Raw genomic sequence first — 20,307 nt, forward strand, 5'->3', positions numbered from 1 at the left:
CGCCTAACGTGTGCTCAGGAGCTCGGGGAGATGCCCCAGGCTCCCCTGGAGGAGGCGGACGTGACCATGGCCGACGGCACGGAACCGGGCGTGGAGCCGCAGGTCTTCGAGCGGGTCGAGGAACTGAGGGACTGGCTGGAGCGGCATCACGGGGTGCGGTCGGACCTGTGGGTGAAGGTCGCGAAGAAGAGCACCGGCATCGAGTCCGTGACGGCCTCCGAGATCATCGACGCCGTGCTCTGTTACGGCTGGATCGACGGGCAGCGCAAGTCCCTCGACGAGACGTACTACCTCCAGCGGATCTCGCGCCGTCGCAAGGGCGGTCACTGGTCCCAGGTCAACGTGCGCAAGGTCGAGGCGCTGACGGCGGCCGGACTGATGCGGGAGCCGGGGCTGGCCGAGGTACGGGCCGCGCGGGAGGACGGGCGGTGGGCGGCGGCTTACCCCTCGCAGAAGGAGGCCACCGTGCCCGAGGACCTCGCGGCCGCGCTGGTCCCCGGCTCCCTGGCGGCGCGGCGGTTCGAGGAGCTCGGCAGGACGGACAGGTACCTGGTGATTCTCGAGCTCCTCAAGGCGAGAACGCCCGGGCTGAGGGCTGCCCGCCTCGCACGGGCGATCACGAAGCTGGAGTCGGGCGGCACGGCGGACTGAGCCGCCCGGCCCCGGTGGCCGGTGTCGCCCGGTCAGGTCGGCGTCACCCGGCCCCGGTCAGGCCGGCGTCACCCGACCCGGTCAGACGGTGACGCCGAGGAGGTCCGGCTTCTCGGCCAGCGAGGCGAGACGCCGGGCCGGATCCGCGACCAGCCGACGGGCCGCCAGATCGAGGATGCCGCCGACGGCCCTGATGTCCGCGGCCAGGGTGCCGTCCTCCTTGACGATCTGCTGCACGACCTCGAACGTCTTGCCCGCGCCGTAGACGAACGCGCAGCTCACGCGCACGCTGTCACCGCCACGAAGTTCGCTCAGGTACTTCACCGTCACTTCCAGCTGCACCGGGCCGATTCCGTCGGCCAGCAGCTTCTCCTGGGGCAGTCCGGCGGCCCGCAGCAGCTCCCAGCGCGCGTGTTCCGCGTACTGGAGATAGACGGCCTGGTTGAGGTGGCCCTGGGTGTCGAGCTCGTAGCCGCGCACTGTCACGTCGACGAAGTAGGTCATGAACGTCCGAACGCCGGCGGGCAGTCCGCCATTCCGCCGGAACCCGCGGCCAGGTGCCTCTACGCAACCCCTTTACGCGCCTGTCATGCGCGGGTAACTTCCTGACTGCAAAAGATTGCAGCAACATTCTGACAGCACTTGCTGTCGGAACGCACTGCTCGCCCGAACCCCGAGGCGCGTCCGGGTTCTCCGGCGGGATCCTCGCAGCCGCTCGCGGAGCGGTTGTGCTGTTGGCTGCCACGGTCCACCCGCCCGTGGCACTCCCCTGGAGACACACGAATGAAACGCACCCCCACCCGGCTGCTCGGACGCCCTCTGGGAGCGGCCGTCGCAGCCACCGTGATGCTGGGGCTCCTGACCGCGGTACCGAAGGCCGCTGGTCCCGATTCGGCTGTACCGGTGGCTGCTTCGGAGTCCACCGCGACCGTCTTCTACTACACGAAGACCAAGAACTGGTCCGCGTACAAACTCCACTACGCACCCGACGGCGGCTCCTGGACCGCCGTTCCGGGTGTGGCGATGGAGGCCGCGTGCACGGACTGGGTGAAGCAGACCGTCACCCTGGGCAGCGCGTCCGGCCTGGCCGCGACGTTCAACAACGGTTCGGGCGTCTGGGACAACAACGCCGGGAAGAACTACGCCCTGGGCGCCGGCAGCATCACCGTCAAGGACGGCGTGGTGGCCCACAGCGACCCGTGCGCGGACACCGGTACGGACCCGACTCCGACCGCCGACCCCGAAGAGACGCACAGCGCGGCGGTCTACTACTCGACCGCGACGGTCGGCTGGACCACCACCAATCTGCACTACCAGCCGGCGGGCGGCACCTGGACCACCGTGCCCGGCGTGGGCATGGAGGCCGCCTGTACCGGCTGGGTGAAGAAGTCGGTCGACCTCGGCACGGCGACCACGATGCTCGCCACGTTCAACAACGGCAACGGGGTGTGGGACAACAACAACGGCGCCAACTACACGGTCCCGGCCGGGCTCACCACGGTGAAGGACAAGAAGGTCACCGCCGGCGCGAAGGACCCCTGCGCCGCGGAGGTCCCGGACACCCAGGCACCGACCGTGCCCACGAAGGTGACCGCGGACGCCGACGGTGTCTCCGTCGTGCTGACCTGGGACCCGTCCAACGATGACCGTGGTGTGACGAAGTACCAGGTCACCCGGACCGGGGGCACGAAGGGCACGATGGTCACCGACGTCGGCTCCACGGTGTACTCCGACACCGGGCTGGAGGAGAGGACGGCCTACAGCTACACCGTCAGGGCCGTCGACGCCGCCGGGAACGTGTCGGGCGCCTCCGCATCCGCCACCGCGACCACGGGCGAGAAGCCCGCGGCCCCGGCGTCCGGGGAGCCGCTGGGCACCGATCCCCGCAAGGACCCGATCTACTTCGTGCTCACCGCCCGCTTCAACGACGGTGACACCTCCAACGACCGGGGCGGGAGCCAGCACACGAAGTCGGGCAACGCGGCCGACAACGACCCCATGTTCCGCGGCGACTTCAAGGGCCTGGTCGAGAAGCTCGACTACATCAAGGGCCTCGGTATGTCCGCCGTGTGGATCACCCCGGTGGTGCTGAACCGGTCCGACTACGACTACCACGGCTATCACGGCTACGACTTCTACGAGGTCGACGCCCGGCTGGAGTCCGCCGGCGCCTCCTACCAGGACCTCATCAACGCGGCCCACGCCAAGGGCATGAAGATCTACCAGGACGTCGTCTACAACCACTCCTCGCGCTGGGGCGCCAAGGGCCTGTTCACCCCGAAGGCCTACGGAGTCCGCGACACCCAGTGGAGCTGGTTCTACGACGAGAAGAACGACGGGTTCGAGTACGACGGCCTGACCGTCGAGCCCAAGTCCGGGAAGTCGTACTACAACGGCGATCTGTGGTCCACCGCCGAACCTTCGGGCAACACCTGCGTCAACTGGGGCACGCCCACCCGGTACACCTCGCCCGAGGGGTACCGGATCTACAACTGCCAGTGGCCCAACCCCACTTCGGGCATGTTCCCGAAGGCGTACTACCACAACTGCTGGATCGGGAACTGGGAGGGCGAGGACTCCCGCAGCTGCTGGCTGCACGACGACCTCGCCGACTTCAACACCGAGAGCACGCCCGTACAGAACTACCTGATCGGCGCCTACAACAAGTACATCGACATGGGCGTGGACGGCTTCCGGGTCGACACCGCCGTGCACATCCCCCGTACGACCTGGAACCGCCGCTTCCTGCCGGCGATCCAGGAGCGCGTCACCCAGCGGTTCGGCGCCGAGGCCGCGAAGAACTTCTTCGTCTTCGGTGAGGTCGCGGCCTTCGTCAACGACAAGTGGAACCGAGGCTCGGTCAACCACTCCGCGCAGTTCTACACCTGGAAGGAACGCAAGGAGTACAACGCGGACGACGAGAAGGCCGCGCTGGAGATGTACGACTACGAACAGCAGCAGGGCACCGGCTCCCAGCCGACCTCCAGCAACGCCTTCCTGAACGGCAACGCGTACCACGCACCGGACCACAGCAGGTTCTCCGGGATGAACGTCATCGACATGCGCATGCACATGAACTTCGGTGACGCCAACAACGCGTACAACAACGGCAAGGACTCCGACGACAGTTACAACGACGCCACCTACAACGTCGTGTACGTCGACAGCCACGACTACGGACCCAACAAGAGCAGCGAACGGTACGCGGGCGGCACCGACGCCTGGGCCGAGAACATGTCCCTGATGTGGACCTTCCGGGGCATCCCCACGCTCTACTACGGCTCCGAGGTCGAGTTCCAGGCCGGCAAGAAGATCGACTGCGGGCCCACCTGCCCGCTGGCGACGACAGGTCGCGCCTACTTCGGCGGTCAACTCGCGGGCGACGTCAAGGCGTCCGACTTCAGCAAGGTCTCCTCGGCGACCGGTGCCGTCGCCGACACCCTCGCGAAGCCGCTGGTCAAGCATGTGCAGCGGCTCAACGAGATCCGACGGGCCGTGCCGGCCCTGCAGATGGGCCAGTACTCCACCGAGGGCATCACCGGGTCGATGGCGTACAAGCGCCGCTACACCGACGCGGCGAGCGGCACGGACAGCTTCGCGCTGGTGACGGTCACCGGCAGTGCCACGTACACGGGCATCCCCAACGGCACCTACAAGGACGCCGTCACCGGCGACACCCGGGTGGTGACGGGCGGCACGCTCGCCGTCCCGGCGCCGGGCAAGGGCAACCTGCGGGTGTACGTCCTCGACCTCGGCGGGAAGAACGCGGCCCCCGGCATGATCGGGACGGCGGGTACCTACCTGAAGTGACCCGGGGTGGACCCGGGCGCGGCGGGCGCGCGATGCGCGTCCGTCACGCCCGGGCGCCTTCGCCCCCGGCCACCCGCCGCAAGGTGCGCAGCAGGTACTCCTTGCGGTGGAGCGGGTCGTGGTCGGTACGGGGCCGCTGCGGAACCGGTCCCTCGACCTGCCGGTAGTGCGCGAAGTCGGACTCCAGCACCCCCTCGCCGCGTGACAGCTCCGGCAACAGCTGCTGCAGTTCGTGGATGCGGGCGGCGGGGACCTCGCCCTCCAGGGTGCACACGCGGCCCCGCGTCAGCGGAGTCCGGGGAACGGCGCGCAGCCGTGCCAGGACCGGGACGAGGGGGCCGAACGTATCGGCCGGGAGCTCGATGCGGAATCGGTGCATCGGCTCGTACACCGTGGTTCCGGCCTGTTTCAGCGCGTCCATGAGCACCAGCGGAGTCAGGTTGCGGAAGTCTCCCGCGGTGCTCGACATGCTCTTGTCGAACACCGCGTGCGAATGACTCTGCCGGGGCCAGTAGCCGGAATGCGTCAGGGTGACGGTGCAGTCGGTGACCTGCCATCCGTGAATTCCCTGGCCGAGTGTCTCCAGCACGGTGTCCTCCACGGCCCTCATCAGGGAGAAGGGCATGGATCCGAGTTCCACCTCCCGCCGGAATTCCACCCCGCTGCCGGCCGGTGCGGGATCGACGCGGAGGCCGACCGTGGCGAGGAAGGGATTGGGTTCCCGGTCGATGACCTCGACGGCCGTGCCGGTCCCGGCCGGCCGTTCCAGGCAGATGGTCGTGGTCTCCCGGAAGGTCACCTCGATGCCGTACTCGTCCGCCAGCGTCGCCTGGATGACCTCCTTCTGCACCTCGCCGTAGAGCGAGAGGGAGATCTCCTGACGGATGTCGTCACGCCGTACGCCGATGAGCGGGTCCTGCTCCGCGAGGTGGCCGAGCGCGGTGTGCAGGGCGCCCCGGTCCTCCCGGCGGACAGGGGTCACCACCGTCTCCAGCGTCGGCGGGGCGAAGTGGGCCTGCGCCTGTGGCTTCGCGGGCGCCTCACCGATCCTGTCGCCGATCCGGACGGCGCCGAGCCCCCGCAGCCTGCCGATCCGGCCGGCGGTCAGAGCGGAAGCGCGGTCGTCCGCACCGCGGTCGAAGACGGTGATGCCGGAGATCTTGCCCTCGCGCCCGTCGTCCTCGCCGTCCCCCCGCAAGGGGACGCGTTCACGCGTGCGCAGCGTTCCGGAGAACATCCGGACGTACGCGATCTTCTCCCCGGCGGGACCGCGCTCGACCTTGAACACCGTGCCCGCAGCCGGTCCTCCGGCATCCTGGCCGGTGACGGGCAGCAGCTCGGTGATTCCCGCGATCAGTTCCGGCACGCCCGCCCCGGTGGCCGCGGAGCCGAAGTACACCGGGTGCACCAGCGTCTGCCGGGTCTGCTCCGCCAGGGCGGCGCGCAGCCGGTCGTACGGGATGCCCGTCGCGTCGTCGACGTAGGCGGCCAGCAGGTCGTCGTCGTGACCGGTGAGCAGATCGGTCAGCGCGGTGGTGAATCCCGGGTCCGCGGCGGTGAACGGTGCGGTGCGGGCTTCGCGGGTGCCCAGCGCCTCGGCCGAACCCATCGCGACGATGTCGCGGGACAGCCGCTCGGCGATGTCCGCGAGGACACCTTCGTAGCGGGCGCCGCCGCGGTCGGTCTTGTTGACGAAGACGAGTGTGGGGATCCGCAGCCTGCGCAGCGTCCGCATCAGGACACGGGTCTGTGCCTGAACGCCCTCCACGGCGGAGACGACGAGCACCGCTCCGTCGAGCACGCCGAGGACCCGTTCCACCTCGGCGATGAAGTCCGGGTGGCCCGGGGTGTCGATGAGGTTGACCGCCACGTGGTCGATGACGAAGGAGACGACCGCGGACTTGATGGTGATGCCGCGTTGCCGTTCGAGCGCCAGCGAGTCGGTCTGTGTGCTGCCGTCGTCGACGCTGCCGACGGTGTCGATGACTCCCGCGGCGTGGAGAAGCCGCTCGGTCAGGCTCGTCTTACCGGCGTCGACGTGCGCCAGAATTCCCAGGTTCAATGTGTGCACTGAGCTTCATGCCCTCGAGATAGGTGTGAATTCCTGTCTGGGTGGACACAGAAGCTCGGCGCATGAATTTCTCCAGGGTTGTTCGGCTGGTGCCGGAATTACAGCAGGCAGCCGCTTCGAGGGGCAATCGAATTAGGCCCCAAGGTGCGGGAAGCGCAGTTCGGTGCGGCTCCGCGCGGTCTCTCCGGGGCGCAGGACGGTGCTGGGCTGGCCGGGGCGGTTGGGTGAGTCGGGCAGGTGCTGGGTCTCCAGGCAGACCGCGCCGTGGCGTTCGTGGCGGCGTCCGGAGGCGTCGGTGAACGAGCCGTCGAGCTGGTTGGCGGTGTAGACCTGCACGCCCGGCTCGGTGGTCCACACCTCCAGGACCCGGGCCGAGTCCGGGGCGGTGAGGCGGGCGGCGCGGCGCAGACCCGCACCGGTCCCGCGCAGCACCCAGCAGTGGTCGTATCCGCCCGCCAGGCGCAGCTGTTCGTCCTCCAGTCCGATGGACTCCCCCAGTACGCGGGGTGCGGTGAGGTCGAAGGGTGTGCCCCGTACCGCGGCCGGAGCTCCCAGGGGGATGCCGTCGCCGTCCACCGGCAGATAGGTGTCGGCGTCGACCTCCAGCCGGTGGCCGAGGACGTCGCCACGGCCTGCCAGGTCGAAGTAGGCGTGGTTGGTGAGGTTGACGACCGTGGCGCGGTCGGTGACCGAGGCGTAGTCGATGGCCAGGGTGCCCGCGGTGTCGAGGGTGTACGTGACCGTCGCGTCGAGCGCGCCGGGGAACCCCATGTCGCCGTCGGGGCTGTGCAGGGTGAGGTGCAGGGACACGCTGTCGTCGGTGCCGTCCGCCGTGGCGTCCCACACCTTGGTGTGGAAGCCCTCGGGGCCCCCGTGCAGTGCGTGGCCGCGGTCGTTGGCGGGGATGTGGTGCGTCTCCCCGTCCAGGGTGAAGCGGCCGTTCGCGATGCGGTTGGCGTAGCGGCCGACGACCGCGCCGAAGTACGGGTGTTTGCCCGTGTAGTCGTCGACGGTGGCGAGCGACCGTACGACGGAGGCGGGCGTGCCCTTGGTGTCGGGCACGGTGAGGCTGTGGAGGGAGGCGCCGTAGGTGAGTACCTGGGCGACGACTCCCGTACCGGAGTCGAGGGTCCACAGGCCGGTCTCCGTCCCGTGGGCGGAGCCGAACGGTGTGCGGTGCACGGTGGGGCGCGGCATCAGAGGTCCTTGGGATGAGCGGGGGCACGCCCGGGTGCGGTGGATTCGCGGACGATGAGGCGGTAGCCGGGTCGGGGCCGGCGTGGTTCGGAGACCGGTTCGCCCGAGAGGCGTTCGACGAGGCTGTCGACGGCCAGCCGGGCGATGGCCTCCTTGTCCGGGGCGATGGTGGTGAGCGTGGTGGTGCCGTACCGGCTCTCCTCGATGTCGTCGAAGCCGACGACGGCGATGTCGTCCGGGATGCTCAGCCCGCGTTCGGTGATGGTCCGCATCGCTCCGATGGCGATGAGGTCGTTGTACGCGAACACGGCGTCCGGCCGCTCGCCCCGGTCCAGGAGCGAGGCCATGGCTGTGGCGCCGTCCTCGCGGCCGTATCCGTCGGTGACCACGACGAGGGACTCGTCCGGCTCGATGCCCGCGGCGGCCAGTTCCTCGCGCCAGCCGCGCAGCCGCAGATGCGCGGGCTGGCGTTCGCGTCCGGTACGTGAGCCGAGGAACGCGATCCTGCGGCTGCCGTTGTCGATGAGGTGGCGCACGGCCTCGCGGGACGCCGCGACGTTGTCGATGGCGATGTGGTCGTACGGGGCCTCGTACTCGCGCTCACCGAGCAGCACCAGCGGCGCCGTCTCGGTGCGTGCCATGAGGTCCTCGGTCTCCAGGTGGATGGGGCTGAGGATGAGGCCGTCGATCACATGGGACCGGAATCCCTGGCTGACCAGGAGTTCCTTCTCCCGGAGGCCGGCGGTGTGGTCGACCAGGACGGTGTAGTCGTGCCGGGCGGCCGCGTCGACGACCGCTCCGGCGAGTTCGGCGAAGTAGGGGTTGCCGAACTCGGGTACGGCGAGGGCGATGATCCCGGTGCGGCCCTTGCGCAGGTGGCGGGCGGTGAGGTTCGGCCGGTAGCCGAGTTCGTCGATCGCCTTCTGCACCTTGGCGCGCATCGCCGGTGTGACGTGCTGATAGTTGTTGACCACGTTCGACACGGTCTTGATGGACACGCCCGCCCGATGCGCAACGTCCTTGAGGCTGACGCCCACGGCACTCCTTGGCTCGACTTGGCTCAGTGGTTCGGCTCGGTACAGCTGGTTCGTCGTCAGGTGCTTCTGCGACTGCGCGCCAGATAGCGCTGGGCCACCACGACAACGATAAGGAAACCGCCGCTGACCACCGACTGGTACGAGGAGTTGAGCGAGCCGATCTGGTTGATCAGGTTCTGGATGACGGCCAGCAGCAGGACGCCCCACAGGGTTCCGCTGATCGAGCCGGCACCGCCGATGAGCAGCGTGCCGCCGATGACGACCGCGGAGATCGCGTCCAGTTCCATGCCCACGCCGACGATGGTGACACCGGAGGACAGCCGGGCCGCGTTGAGCGCACCGGCGAGTCCTGCCAGCAGGCCGCTGAGGGTGTAGACGAGGATCTTGGTGCGGGCGACCGGGAGGCCCATCAGGGTGGCGGCGTCGCTGCTGCCGCCGACGGCGAAGAGGGTCTGCCCGAACGAGGTGCGCTGCAGGACCAGTCCGCCGGCCCCGAACAGGACCAGGGCGATCAGGATCGGGTGGCCGAAGCCCCAGACGCTGCCCTGCCCGAGCTCCCCGAAGGCGGAGTCCTTGGGCACCAGGTAGGTGGTGGCGCCCTCGTCGGTGAGGGTGAGCAGCAGACCGCGGGCGGCCAGCAGGGTGGCGAGGGTGACGATGAAGGGCGCCATGTTGCCCCGGGCGATCAGGAGCCCGTTGAGCAGCCCGATCGCACCGCACACCACGAGGGGTACGAGCAGGGCGGCGAGGAAGCCGTACTGCGAGGCCCACGCGGCGAGGACTCCGCCGAGGGCGAATACCGACCCGACGGACAGGTCGATGCCGCCGGTGATGATGACCATGGTCATGCCGAGGGCGACCACGGCGAGGAAGGACGCCTGGATCGTCACACCGCGCGCGTTGTCCAGGGAGGCGAAGGTCGGGTAGATGAACGATGCGGCGATCACGACGGTCAGCAGGACCGCGAGGACGCCCTGGCGCTGGAGGACTTCGGCGATGCGCTGCTTGGTGTCCGGTGCGGGGGCGGCGGGGCGGGGAGCCTTGCCGTCCGCGGGTGCGGCCGGCTTCCGCACGGCCGGGGCCTGGACTGCGGGGGCGGGTGTGGTTTCGTTCATCGGGACCGACGCTCCCGGGCGACGTAGACGGCGGCGATGATGATGGCCGCCTGGGCGATCTGTGCGGTGGAGTCGGGCAGGTCGTGCTTGACGAGTGTGGCGCGCAGGAGCTGCATCAGCAGGGCGCCGGCCACGGTGCCGAGCACCCGGATGGAGCCGCCGTTGAGGGGCGTGCCGCCGACCACGACCGCCGTGATGGCGGAGAGTTCCATGAGGGTGCCGAGCGAGGACGGGTCGCTCGCGGTGAGCCTGGCCGTGGCGAGGATGCCGGCGAGGGCCGCGAGCACGCCGCACAGCACGTACACACCGATGAGGACGCGCTTCACGGGGAGTCCCGCGAGTGCGGCGGCGGACCGGTTGCCGCCGACGGCGACGATCTGCCGCCCGAAGGTGGTGCGCTGCACGAGGAAGGCCACGGCGACGGCGAGGACTCCGGCGATCAGGACGACCAGCGGAATGCCGAGGAAGGACCCGGTGCCCAGCGACAGCAGGTCGGGGTTGACGATCTGCTTGAGCTGGCCGTCGGCCATGACCAGGGCCAGTCCCCGGCCGCCGACGAAGAGGGCGAGCGTGGCCACGATGGGCTGCAGCCCGATGAGGGAGACCAGTGTGCCGTTGACCGCTCCGACGACCGCGCCCGCGAGGAGCGAGACGACGAGCGCGGGCACGAGCCCGTATCCGAGGTAGAGCGGCAGGAACGCGGCGGCGAGCGCCATGGTCGAGCCGACGGAGAGGTCGACGCCCTCGGTCCCGATGACCAGGGCCATGCCCAGGGCGACGATGACGATGGGGGCGACCTGGACGAGCTGGGTGCGGAAGTTGTCCGCGGTCATGAAGTGGTCGGTGAACAGGGCGTTGAAGAGCAGCACCACCGCCACGGCGACGTACACGCCGTATTCCTGGTACCAGGCGGGGTCACGCAGCCGTGCCAGGGGCGTCACACGCGTGACGGGCTGCTTCGCGGGCTCTACGGGTGGGGAGACGGCGGCCTGGGTCATCGGGGGTCCTCCTGAGCGGCCGGGGCCTTGTCTCCCGGCGCCGGTGCGTGGTCGGCGAGCACTTCGAGCAGCCGGCTCTCGGCCACCTCGTCGCCCGCCAGTTCGCCTGCGACGGCTCCGCCGCGCAGGACGACGATCCGGTCGGCGCCCTCGATGAGCTCCTCGATGTCGGAGGAGATGAGCAGGACGGCCAGGCCCTCGAGGGCGAGGTCGTCGATGAGGCTCTGGACCTCGGCCTTGGCGCCGACGTCGATGCCGCGGGTGGGTTCGTCGAGCAGCAGGACCTTGGGTTCCAGACAGAGCCAGCGGGCCAGCAGGACCTTCTGCTGGTTGCCGCCGGAGAGTTCGCCGACCTTCTGCTCGGGGCTGGACGCCTTGATCCGCAGGCGCTTCATGAAGATGTCGACGATCCGGTCCTGCTTGGCGCGGGAGACGACACCGGCCCGGGAGAGGCGCGGCATGGCGGCCAGCACGATGTTCTCGCGGACGGAGAGGCCGGGGACGATTCCCTCCGCCTTGCGGTCCTCGGGCAGCAGGCTGATCCCGGCCCGGATGGCGGCGGCCGGGGTGAGGCGGTTCAGCGCGGTGCCGTCGACGGTGAGCTCGCCCGCGTCCAGGGGCAGGGCACCGGACAGGGCCTTCGCCGTCTCGCTGCGTCCGGAGCCGAGGAGGCCGCCGAGGCCGAGCACTTCGCCCGCGTACAGCGACAGGGATATGTCGTGGAGCTGGTGGCGGCTGGTCAGGCCGGTCGCGGTGAGCACCGGGGTGCGGGCCGCTTCGTGTCCCTCGGCCGCGAAGTTGGTGACGCCGGAGCGGCGGACCTCGGCCATGTCGCGGCCGAGCATCATCGAGACGAGCTGCATCCGGTCGAGGTCGGCGAGGTCGCCGGTGTGGATGTGGCGGCCGTCGCGCAGTACGGTGACGCGGTCGCAGATCCGGTACAGCTCGTCCATGCGGTGGCTGACGTAGAGCACGGCGATGCCCTGGGCGCGCAGGGTCTCGATGACCCCGAAGAGGGTCTCCACCTCACGCGGTTCGAGCGAGGAGGTGGGTTCGTCCATGATGACGACCTGGGCGTTGACCGAGACGGCCCGTGCCAGGGCGACCATCTGCTGCGTGCCGATCCCTAGGGTGTGCAGGGGCCGGCGCGGGTCGACGCGTACGCCGAAGCCGTCGAGCAGTTCGGCCGTCTCCCGGTGCATGCGGGCGAAGTCGATGAGGCCGAGGCGGTTCTTGGGTTCGCGGCCGAGGAAGATGTTGCGCGCCACGCTCATCAGCGGGACGAGGTTCACCTCCTGGTAGATCGTGGAGATGCCGGCCTGCTGGGACTCGAACGGCCGGGCGAACCTCACCGGCTGACCCGCCATCCGCAGGTCGCCCCCGTCCGGCCGGTACACACCGGTCAGCACCTTGATGAGGGTGGACTTGCCGGCGCCGTTCTCGCCGACGAGCGCGTGCGTCTCGCCGGCGCGCAGGGAGAAGGAGACGTCGTCCAGGGCGACGACGCCGGGGAACCGTTTGCTCACCGAGCGGGCTTCGAGCACCGCGGCGGCCGTGGGTACGGCCGCGTCCGGTGCCTGAGGTACTGCTTCGGGTGGTGCCATGGGTGGTCTTGGCCTTCCGCTGTTCCAAGGGTGTGGGCCCGGGAGCCGCCGCGGCCCTCGTCAGAGGGCCACGGCGGCCGGGCCGTCGGGACCGGAGAGGTCAGTACGCTCCGCCGAGCGATTCCTTGGCGTTCGTGTCGTCGTACTCGCGGTCGCTGATGATGACGTTCTCGGGGATCTCCTCGCCGCCGTAGAACTTCTGGGCGGTCGCGAAGGCCAGCGGGCCGAAGCGCGGGTTGGACTCGATGACGGCGTTGTACTCGCCGTTGACCAGGGCCTGCACGGCGTTGCGGGTGCCGTCGACCGAGACGATCTTGACGTCCTTGCCGGGCTTCTTGCCTGAGGCCTTCAGCGCGGTGACGGCGCCGAGACCCATCTCGTCGTTCTCCGCGTAGACGGCGGTGATGTCGGGCTTGGACTGGATGAGCTGCTCCATGACCTGCTGGCCCTTGTCGCGGGCGAACTCGCCGGTCTGCTGGGCGACGATCTCGATGCCGGGCGCCTTGGCCTTGATCTGGTCGACGAAGCCCTTGGTGCGGTCGGTGGTCACGTTGTTGCCGGAGGCGCCGAGGAGGATGGCGACCTTGGCCTTGCCGCCGGTCGCCTTGATCATCGCGTCGGCGGCGCGCTTGCCCTGCTCGACGAAGTCGGAGCCGAGGAAGGCCACGTAGTCCTTGCAGGCCGTGGAGTTGACCTTGCGGTCGATGGTGAGGACCGGGACCTTCTTCGCCGCGGCGGCCTTGAGCGCCGGCTCGAGACCGTCGGAGTTGAGCGGGGCGACGATCAGGAACTGGGCGCCCTGGGAGAGCATGTCCTGGATGTCGCTGATCTGCTTGGAGAGCTGCGACTGCGCGTTGGTGACGAGCAGCTTCTTGACGCCGATCTTCGCGGCTTCGTCCTTGATGGACTGGGTCTCGGCGATACGGAAGGGGTTGGCCTCCTTCTCCGACTGCGAGAAGCCGACCACGGCGTTCTTCAGGTCCAGTTCCGGCGCTCCGTAGGTCTTCAGCGAGCAGCCGGCACCGGAACTGGCCTCGGGGGTCTTGGCCGCCTGGGCTCCCTGGCTGCTGTCACCGCCCGCGTTGTCCGGGGTCTCCGACTTCGAGCAGCCGGAAACGGCCAGCGTGGCGGTGGCGGCGAGCAGGCAGGCCGCGGCGAGGGTACGGGATCGACGCTGGGTCATCATGCGCGGGACGCTCCTTGGCGGGATGACGGCACGCTGTTCGGCGTGCGGTCGGGCATGGCGGGACGGTGGATCGGCCGCTCGGCGGCAGATGCCGCCGCATTCCTCACGACCCGCTGCTGAAGTGGGCTCCAGCTGCGCAAACTGTGGTCGTGAGAGCCTGTGCGGCCTCTCGGCGGCTCGGGTTTACAACGTTATATAGGCGTGGTGGCGCGGGCGGCAAGAGAGTTGTCGATGCGTTTCCAAAATGTGTCGCCCCGCGTCGCGACCTCCGGCGCGCGGCCGACGGGGCGGGACGGCATCAGGTGTTGCGCCACCTATGGACACCGGCTTGACGGCGTGCTGTCATACCGCCGACATCAGTTTTCCAACGTTGCAAGTACGTTGCCGCGTACAGGGCCCCGTACGCGGCAGCCGACTTCGCCATGCGCCGGGGCGGTCCTGACCGGTCGCACACCTCCCTGTCCTGCAGAGCAGAAGCGGAGCCCCACCGATGCCCCTGAACCGCAGACAACTCATGACCGGCGCTCTGGTCACGGCTGCCGCGACGACCGCGGGCGGCCGCTGGGCCACCACCGCGACCGCCGCCGGCGGCAAGGCGCCGGCCGTCCGTGGCGGCCACTACTCCCCCAACGCCGCTCCGCTGCATCCGACGGCCTTTCTCAAACTGCCGCCGGGCCGGGTCACCGCACGCGGCTGGCTCGCCGGCCAGCTCCGGCTCCAGCTGGACGGACTCTGCGGCCGCTACGAAGAGTTCTCCCACTTCCTGGACTTCGACGCGTCCGGCTGGGTCCGCCCCGACCGTGGAGGCTGGGAGGAGGTCCCGTACTGGCTGCGCGGATACGCCGACCTGGCGATCGTGACCGGTGACGCGACGGCGCTCGCGGCCACCCGCCGCTGGATCGACGCGATCCTCACGACCCAGCAGTCCGACGGGTTCTTCGGCCCGAAGTCACTGCGGACCTCGCTCAACGGGGGGCCGGACTTCTGGCCCTTCCTGCCGCTGATCCAGGCCCTGCGCTCCTGGCAGGAGTACAGCGACGACAACCGGATCATCCCGTTCCTCAGCAGGTTCTTCCGCTACATGAACGCCCAGGGCCCCGGGGCCTTCAACACCAGTTGGATAGCGCTGCGCTGGGGCGACGGCCTCGACAGCGTCTTCTGGCTCTTCAACCGCACCGGCGACACCTTCCTGCTCGATCTCGCCGACAAGATCCACCGGTACGGTGCCGACTGGGGCGACAACCTGGTCAACCTGCACAACGTCAACATCGCGCAGGGGTTCCGGGAACCCGCCCAGTACGCCCTGCGCAGCGGCTCCCCGCAGGACACCCAGGACACGTACGGGACCTACGGCAAGGCCATGGACCAGTACGGGCAGTTCCCGGGCGGCGGCTTCGCCGGGGACGAGAACGCACGTCCCGGGCACGGAGACCCCCGCCAGGGATTCGAGACCTGCGGAATCGTCGAGTTCATGGCGAGCCACCAGCTGCTCACCCGGATCACCGGCGACCCTCTGTGGGCGGACCGCTGCGAGGAGCTCGCCTTCAACTCGCTGCCCGCCTCGCTGGACCCGTCGGGCAGGGCGGTCCACTACGTCACCAGTGCCAACAGCGTCGATCTGGACAACGCCCCCAAGAACGGCCGGCAGTTCCAGAACGGCTTTGCGATGCAGGCGTACCTGCCTGGTGTCGACCAGTACCGCTGCTGCCCGCACAACTACGGGATGGGCTGGCCGTACTTCGTCGAGGAGCTCTGGCTCGCCACTCCGGACGGCGGGCTGGCCGCGGCGATGTACGCGGCCTGCGAGGTCACCGCGAAGGTGGCGGACGGTACGGAGGTCACCTTCACCGAGGAGACCGGCTACCCGTTCACGGACACCGTCTCGCTGGCGCTCACCTCACCGAAGAGTCTGCGCTTCCCCCTGGTGCTCCGGGTTCCCGCCTGGTGCGCCGAGCCGGACGTCAAGGTCAACGGGCGCAGCGTCGCCGCACCTGCCGGCCCCGCCTTCACCCGTATCGACCGCACCTGGGCCGACGGCGACAAGGTCACCCTGCGCTTCCCGCAGCGCACCGGCGTGCGCACCTGGGCGGACAACCACGGCTCGGTGAGCGTCGACCGCGGCCCGCTCACGTACTCGCTCCGGATCGGCGAGGACTACCGGCGCACCGGTGGCACCGAGCAGTTCCCTGAGTACGAGGTCCACGCCACGACTGCCTGGAACTACGGGCTCGTCCTGGACGGGGACAGCCCGTCCTCCTCGCTGCGCCACCACACGCGGCGTGCGCCCGGGGACAACCCGTTCACGCTCGAAGGCACCCCGCTGACCATGACCGCCCGGGCACGCAGGATCCCGGAGTGGACCGCGGACGGCGAGCACGTGGTGGCGCCCCTGCAGGTCAGCCCGGCACGCAGCGCAGAGCCGGTGGAGGAGGTCACCCTCGTCCCGATGGGTGCCGCCCGGCTCCGCATCACCTCGTTCCCCACCGCGGATCCGCAGGGGGCGCCGTGGCTCGCCGACCGCTGGTACCGGATCGGCAACCTGCACTCGGGCAAGGTCCTGGGCGTGGACGGCATGTCCACGGCCGACAGCGCCCATGTCGTCCAGTTCGCCGACAACGGCACCGACGACCACCTCTGGCGGCTCGTACCCAACGGCGACGGCTGGTACCGCGTCCTCAACCGCCACTCCGGCAAGGTCCTGGGCGTCGACACCATGTCCACCGCCGACAGCGCCCACGTCGTCCAGTTCGCCGACAACGGCACCGACGACCACCTCTGGCAGCTGCTCTGACACGCGTTCCGGACGCAGCTGACGCACCGCTCCCCCGCACCGGTGCGGGGGAGTTCCCCCTGTGAAGGAGATCAGACCGTTGACATCCTCCCCCTCCGGAAGGAGGGGGATTCCTACGGCTCGCGCCGTGGGGTTTTCTGCTTCGTCGCCGACTGCCCGCCCGGAGAACTCCGTTGAGGTCTTACACCAGCTCCACAGACTGTCACCGAGAGCCCCTCGGCCAGCACATTCTTCGCGGCGTTCACGTCCCGGTCGTGGGTCGTGCCGCACACGCACGTCCACTCACGGACGTTCAGTGGCATCTTGCCCCGCAACGTGCCGCACGCGGAGCACAGCTTGGAGGAGGGGAACCAGCGGTCGATGGCAACCAGGTCCCTTCCGTACCAGGCGCACTTGTACTCCAGCATGCCGCGCATCGCGGTCCAGGCCGCATCCGAGATGGCGCGGGCCGGGGAAAGGTTCTTGACCATGTTGCGTACGGTCAGATCCTCGATCACGATCGTTTGGTTTTCACGAACGAGACGAGTGGTCAGCTTGTGCAGGAAGTCGCGCCTGCGGTCGGCAATGCGGGCATGGACCTTCGAGACCTTACGCCGGGCCTTCGCCCGGTTCGCTCCGTCACCCCTGACCTTCTTCGCCAGCACCCGTTGGGCCCTGGCGAGACGGGCGCGGTCCTTGCGCTCGAACTTGGGGTTGGTGACCTTCTCCCCGGTGGAGAGCGTCACCAGGCTGGTGATCCCGGCGTCGATACCGACAGCGTTCGCGGTCTCGGGCATCGGCACGGGGATGTCGTCACACAGCATCGAGACGAACCAGCGCCCGGCCGAGTCCTGCGACACGGTCACGGTGGACGGCGTCGCACCTTCGGGAAGGGGACGGGACCAGACGATGTCGAGCGGTTCGCGCATCTTGGCGAGGGTCAGCTTGCCGTCACGGAAGCGGAAACCGCTGGTGGTGTACTCGGCAGACTTTCGCGACTTCTTCCGGGACTTGAAGGTCGGGTACTTGGCCCGCTTCTGCCAGAAGTTCCCGAACGCGCCTTGCAGATGCCGCAGCGTCTGCTGCAACGGCACCGACGACACCTCGGACAGGAAAGCCAGTTCCTCGGACTTCTTCCACGAGGTGAGCATCGCGGAGGTGGCGTTGTAGTTGACCCGCTCCTGACGGAGCGTCCACGCCTCGGACCGTGCGGCAAGCGCCAGGTTGTAGACCTTGCGAACGCACCCGAACGTGCGCGACAGCTCCGCTGCCTGCGCGTCGGTCGGGTAGAAGCGGTACTTGAACGCCCGCTTCACCTGGTTCGTGACCACGCTCACAAACTAGTGGTTCCGCGACTTAAGACCAAACCTGCGGGTCACAGCACTGCGATCCGCCCTGGCGGCGAATCCCAGCTCGTTGCCCTGCTCCGCAGGAGCTGTGTTTCCTCCCCGAGCTAAAGCGCGGGGTATCCACACAGGAGGAAAAGATGAAGTCCGTACGAGTCCCGGGCCGTGTGCCCTGGTGGCGCAGATTAGCCGCCGCAACCGGGCTGCCTGCCCTCGTCGCCACCGCACTGGTCGGCGTCGGCGCGGCCCCCTCCGACGCCGCGGCCGCGGCGTGGACGCCGAAGCCCTCCCCCATGACCACGCCCTGGACCGGCCAGGTGCCCGTGGACAACCCGCTCCCCGAGTATCCGCGCCCCCAGCTCACCCGCCCCGACTGGGCCAACCTCAACGGCATCTGGGACTTCGCGGTGACCGGCCGCGATGCCGGGCAGCCCGCGGCGTTCCCCGATCAGATCCGGGTCCCCTTCGTCGCGGAGTCCGCGCTCTCGGGCATCAAGCGCAGGATCACCGAGAACGACAAGCTCTGGTACAAGCGCAGCTTCACGGTCCCGTCCAACTGGAACGGCCGGCGCGTCGAGCTCAACTTCGGCGCGTCCGACTGGGAGACCACCGTCTGGGTCAACGGCACCCGGGTGGGTGCGCACAAGGGCGGGTTCGACTCGTTCGCCTACGACATCACGCCCCAGCTCAACGGCGGTTCGAACACCGTGGTGGTCTCCGTGTACGACCCGACGCAGACCGGCGGCCAGGCCGTCGGCAAGCAGCGGATCAACGACGTGAACCCGCACCCGGGCGGCGGCATCTTCTACACGGCCGCCTCCGGTATCTGGCAGACCGTCTGGCTCGAGCCCGTCGCCACCTCGCACATCACCCGGCTGGACATGACGCCGAACCTCGGCAACAACACCCTGCGGGTGAAGGTACTGGCGGCTTCCGCAGGCGGGCGCAGCGCGCGGGTCACGGTCTCCAGCGGGGGCACCGTGGTGGGCAGCTCGACCGGAACACCCGGCTCGGAGATCTCCGTGCCCGTGCCGAACCCCAGGCTGTGGAGCCCGGACGACCCGTATCTGTACGACGTGCGCGCCGAACTGCTCGACGGATCAGCCGTGGTGGACACGGTGGGCAGCTATGCGGGCATGAGGTCGATCGCGGTCGCGAAGGTCGACAACATCCTGCGGCCGGTCCTCAACGGGAAGTTCGTCTTCCAGAGCGGCACGCTCGACCAGGGCTACTGGCCGGACGGCATCTACACGGCGCCGACCGACGCCGCCCTCAGGTCTGATCTGCAGGCGCACAAGGACCTCGGGTTCAACATGGTCCGCAAGCACATCAAGGTCGAACCGCAGCGCTGGTTCCACTGGGCCGACAAGCTGGGGCTCCTCGTCTGGCAGGACATGCCGGCGATGGACACCGGCAAGACGCCCGACGGCGCCGCCCGTACCCAGTGGGAGGCCGAGTACCACGCGATCATCGACCAGCACCGCAGCTCGCCCTCCGTCGTCATGTGGGTCAACCAGAACGAGGGCTGGGGTCAGTACGACCAGGCCAGGATCGCCAATGAGGTGAAGGCGTACGACCCGTCCCGGCTGGTCAACAACATGAGCGGGGTCAACTGCTGCGGTTCCGTCGACGGCGGCAACGGCGATGTGATCGACAACCACATCTACGTCGGTCCGGGCAACACCGCGCCCACCGCGACCCGGGCCGCCGTCCTCGGCGAGTTCGGCGGTCTGGGATACAAGGTCCCCGGCCACGAGTGGTATCCGGGCGGCGGTTTCAGCTACGAGGACCAGGCGAGCATCTCCGCGCTCAACAACCGCTTCGTCGGACTGCTGGACAGCATGCGCGTCGGCCAGCTGCCGGCCGGGCTGTCGGCCTCCGTCTACACGGAGATCACCGACGTCGAGAACGAGGCGAACGGGCTGCTCACCTACGACCGCCAGGTGGTCAAGGTCGACACCGCACGGGTCAAGGCCGCCAACCAGGCCCTCATCCAGGCGTCGAAGACCCCCGCCCCGCCGGTCACCCTGCCCACCGGGCAGTACAAGTCGCTACGGGTCACCACGCCCGGCCACACCAACAAGTACCTGCGCCACCAGCAGCAGCTCGCCTACACCGCTGTCGTCGACGCCGCGGGCAGCGCACTGCTCAAGAGCGACGCCACCTGGAAGATCGTCACCGGTCTGGCGAACAGCAACTGCTACTCGTTGGAGTCCCGCAACTATCCCGGCGAGTACCTGCGCCACCAGGACTTCCGGGTCCGGCGCGACGCCAACGACGGCTCCGCCCTCTTCAAGGCCGATGCCACCTGGTGCGCGGTCGCGGGTACGGGCGGGGTACGGCTGTCCAGTGCGAATCTGCCCGGCAGCTATCTGCGTCACATCGGGTCCGAGGTGTGGCTGGCCAGTCCCGGCGGCGGTCATGCCTGGGACAACCCGGCAACGTTCACCGAGGACACGACCTGGGCGGTGGATGCGCCCTGGGCACCCTGATCTGACCACCCGTTGAAAGGGCCGGCCCGG

At 69.1% G+C, this 20,307-nt stretch carries 13 protein-coding genes; 4 read left to right on the plus strand and 9 right to left on the minus strand.

Going from position 1 to position 20,307, the window contains the following annotated elements; translation table 11 throughout:
* The first annotated feature begins 30 nt into the window (after positions 1 to 30).
* On the plus strand, positions 31 to 651 hold the full coding sequence (locus tag OG844_RS03190) for a YdeI family protein (RefSeq protein ID WP_406387951.1): 621 nt from the start codon (positions 31 to 33) through the stop codon (positions 649 to 651).
* 81 nt (positions 652 to 732) lie between these two features.
* Here the strand turns inward: OG844_RS03190 and OG844_RS03195 are convergent, their stop codons facing one another.
* On the minus strand, positions 733 to 1,155 hold the full coding sequence (locus tag OG844_RS03195) for an acyl-CoA thioesterase (protein ID WP_406387952.1): 423 nt from the start codon (positions 1,153 to 1,155) through the stop codon (positions 733 to 735).
* Positions 1,156 to 1,434: 279 nt separating this feature from the next.
* On the opposite strand from OG844_RS03195, the gene OG844_RS03200 reads away from it, so the two are divergent.
* A complete protein-coding gene (locus OG844_RS03200) occupies positions 1,435 to 4,461 on the plus strand; it encodes a carbohydrate binding domain-containing protein (RefSeq protein ID WP_406387953.1) in 3,027 nt (1,008 codons plus the stop codon).
* Positions 4,462 to 4,504: 43 nt separating this feature from the next.
* Here OG844_RS03200 and OG844_RS03205 read toward each other — a convergent pair whose 3' ends face one another.
* The 7 genes from OG844_RS03205 to OG844_RS03235 form a co-directional block, all read right to left on the minus strand.
* On the minus strand, positions 4,505 to 6,532 hold the full coding sequence (locus tag OG844_RS03205; RefSeq protein ID WP_406387955.1) for a GTP-binding protein: 2,028 nt from the start codon (positions 6,530 to 6,532) through the stop codon (positions 4,505 to 4,507).
* Between the two features lie 132 nt (positions 6,533 to 6,664).
* Positions 6,665 to 7,729, minus strand: a complete 1,065-nt coding sequence (locus OG844_RS03210) for an aldose epimerase family protein (protein WP_406387956.1) — start codon at positions 7,727 to 7,729, stop codon at positions 6,665 to 6,667.
* Complete coding sequence (locus OG844_RS03215) at positions 7,729 to 8,766, minus strand: LacI family DNA-binding transcriptional regulator (protein ID WP_406387957.1); 1,038 nt, start codon at positions 8,764 to 8,766, stop codon at positions 7,729 to 7,731. Before OG844_RS03215 ends, OG844_RS03210 begins: the two co-directional genes overlap by 1 nt.
* A 56-nt stretch (positions 8,767 to 8,822) precedes the next feature.
* On the minus strand, positions 8,823 to 9,881 hold the full coding sequence (locus OG844_RS03220) for an ABC transporter permease (protein ID WP_406387958.1): 1,059 nt from the start codon (positions 9,879 to 9,881) through the stop codon (positions 8,823 to 8,825).
* Positions 9,878 to 10,879, minus strand: a complete 1,002-nt coding sequence (locus OG844_RS03225; RefSeq protein ID WP_351177191.1) for an ABC transporter permease — start codon at positions 10,877 to 10,879, stop codon at positions 9,878 to 9,880. Before OG844_RS03225 ends, OG844_RS03220 begins: the two co-directional genes overlap by 4 nt.
* The gene (locus OG844_RS03230; protein WP_406387959.1) at positions 10,876 to 12,483 is read right to left on the minus strand and encodes a sugar ABC transporter ATP-binding protein; all 1,608 of its coding nucleotides are present in this window, start codon (positions 12,481 to 12,483) and stop codon (positions 10,876 to 10,878) included. The genes OG844_RS03225 and OG844_RS03230 overlap by 4 nt, the downstream gene beginning before the upstream one ends.
* Before the next feature lie 100 nt (positions 12,484 to 12,583).
* On the minus strand, positions 12,584 to 13,669 hold the full coding sequence (locus OG844_RS03235) for an ABC transporter substrate-binding protein (RefSeq protein WP_406387960.1): 1,086 nt from the start codon (positions 13,667 to 13,669) through the stop codon (positions 12,584 to 12,586).
* A 490-nt stretch (positions 13,670 to 14,159) separates the two neighbouring features.
* Here OG844_RS03235 and OG844_RS03240 point away from each other — a divergent pair, with 490 nt between their 5' ends.
* Positions 14,160 to 16,460 (plus strand): beta-L-arabinofuranosidase domain-containing protein, encoded by a 2,301-nt coding sequence (locus tag OG844_RS03240; RefSeq protein ID WP_406387962.1) that lies wholly within the window; start codon positions 14,160 to 14,162, stop codon positions 16,458 to 16,460.
* Between the two features lie 113 nt (positions 16,461 to 16,573).
* Here the strand turns inward: OG844_RS03240 and OG844_RS03245 are convergent, their stop codons facing one another.
* Positions 16,574 to 17,776, minus strand: a complete 1,203-nt coding sequence (locus OG844_RS03245; protein WP_406387963.1) for an RNA-guided endonuclease InsQ/TnpB family protein — start codon at positions 17,774 to 17,776, stop codon at positions 16,574 to 16,576.
* Between the two features lie 149 nt (positions 17,777 to 17,925).
* Between OG844_RS03245 and OG844_RS03250 the strand changes: the two genes are divergently transcribed.
* Complete coding sequence (locus OG844_RS03250; RefSeq protein WP_406387964.1) at positions 17,926 to 20,277, plus strand: AbfB domain-containing protein; 2,352 nt, start codon at positions 17,926 to 17,928, stop codon at positions 20,275 to 20,277.
* Positions 20,278 to 20,307 lie beyond the last annotated feature (30 nt).

This window comes from Streptomyces sp. NBC_00887, from assembly GCF_045207585.1.

What these genes read in the sequence shown, in the direction of transcription:
- OG844_RS03190 (WP_406387951.1), top strand. Translation starts at nt 31, where the DNA reads ATGCCCCAGGCTCCCCTGGAGGAGGCGGACGTGACCATGGCCGACGGC.
- OG844_RS03225 (WP_351177191.1), bottom strand. Translation starts at nt 10,879, where the DNA reads ATGACCCAGGCCGCCGTCTCCCCACCCGTAGAGCCCGCGAAGCAGCCC.
- OG844_RS03235 (WP_406387960.1), bottom strand. Translation starts at nt 13,669, where the DNA reads ATGATGACCCAGCGTCGATCCCGTACCCTCGCCGCGGCCTGCCTGCTC.
- OG844_RS03210 (WP_406387956.1), bottom strand. Translation starts at nt 7,729, where the DNA reads ATGCCGCGCCCCACCGTGCACCGCACACCGTTCGGCTCCGCCCACGGG.
- OG844_RS03200 (WP_406387953.1), top strand. Translation starts at nt 1,435, where the DNA reads ATGAAACGCACCCCCACCCGGCTGCTCGGACGCCCTCTGGGAGCGGCC.
- OG844_RS03195 (WP_406387952.1), bottom strand. Translation starts at nt 1,155, where the DNA reads ATGACCTACTTCGTCGACGTGACAGTGCGCGGCTACGAGCTCGACACC.
- OG844_RS03250 (WP_406387964.1), top strand. Translation starts at nt 17,926, where the DNA reads ATGAAGTCCGTACGAGTCCCGGGCCGTGTGCCCTGGTGGCGCAGATTA.
- OG844_RS03220 (WP_406387958.1), bottom strand. Translation starts at nt 9,881, where the DNA reads ATGAACGAAACCACACCCGCCCCCGCAGTCCAGGCCCCGGCCGTGCGG.
- OG844_RS03240 (WP_406387962.1), top strand. Translation starts at nt 14,160, where the DNA reads ATGCCCCTGAACCGCAGACAACTCATGACCGGCGCTCTGGTCACGGCT.
- OG844_RS03230 (WP_406387959.1), bottom strand. Translation starts at nt 12,483, where the DNA reads ATGGCACCACCCGAAGCAGTACCTCAGGCACCGGACGCGGCCGTACCC.